This window comes from Micromonospora arborensis (genome assembly GCF_003205615.1).
GTDB lineage: Bacteria > Actinomycetota > Actinomycetes > Mycobacteriales > Micromonosporaceae > Micromonospora > Micromonospora arborensis.
Genome location: NZ_PYBV01000127.1, coordinates 1 through 445, shown reverse-complemented (window position 1 = coordinate 445; position 445 = coordinate 1). Strand labels below are relative to the sequence as shown.

The following is a 445-nucleotide window of genomic DNA, read 5'->3' as shown; positions in this document are numbered from 1 at the left end:
CGATAGGCCGGGTGCAGTCGCGGGAGAGCATGTGCGCCAGCTGCGGCCGCAGCCGCAGGATGTCCCGGGCCTGGATCGCTATGTCCGAGCCCTGCCCGTAGCCGCCCGCGGTGGCCGGCGGGTGGATGATGATCCGCGAGTGCGGCAGAGCAAGCCGCTTACCAGGGGTTCCCGCCGACAGCAGCACAGCCGCCGGGCTGGCGGCCTGAGCGAGGCAGACCGTCTGGATGGCCGGACGGACGTACTGCATTGTGTCGTAGATCGCCGTCATGGCCGTGAACGAGCCGCCCGGCGTGTTGATGTTCATGATGATGTCGCGGTCCGGATCGGTGCCCTCGACCGTCAGCAGCTGGGCCATCACGTCGTTGGCCGACGCGTCGTCCACCTGGACTCCCAGGAATATGATCCGGTCCTCGAAGAGCTTGTTGTACGGGTTCGACTCCTT

1 protein-coding gene is annotated in these 445 nt (G+C 67.0%); it reads right to left on the bottom strand.

What is annotated here, in order from left to right:
• The coding region (locus C7C45_RS33125) for an ATP-dependent Clp protease proteolytic subunit (protein WP_110568842.1) at nt 1–445 on the bottom strand (445 nt) is incomplete at both ends.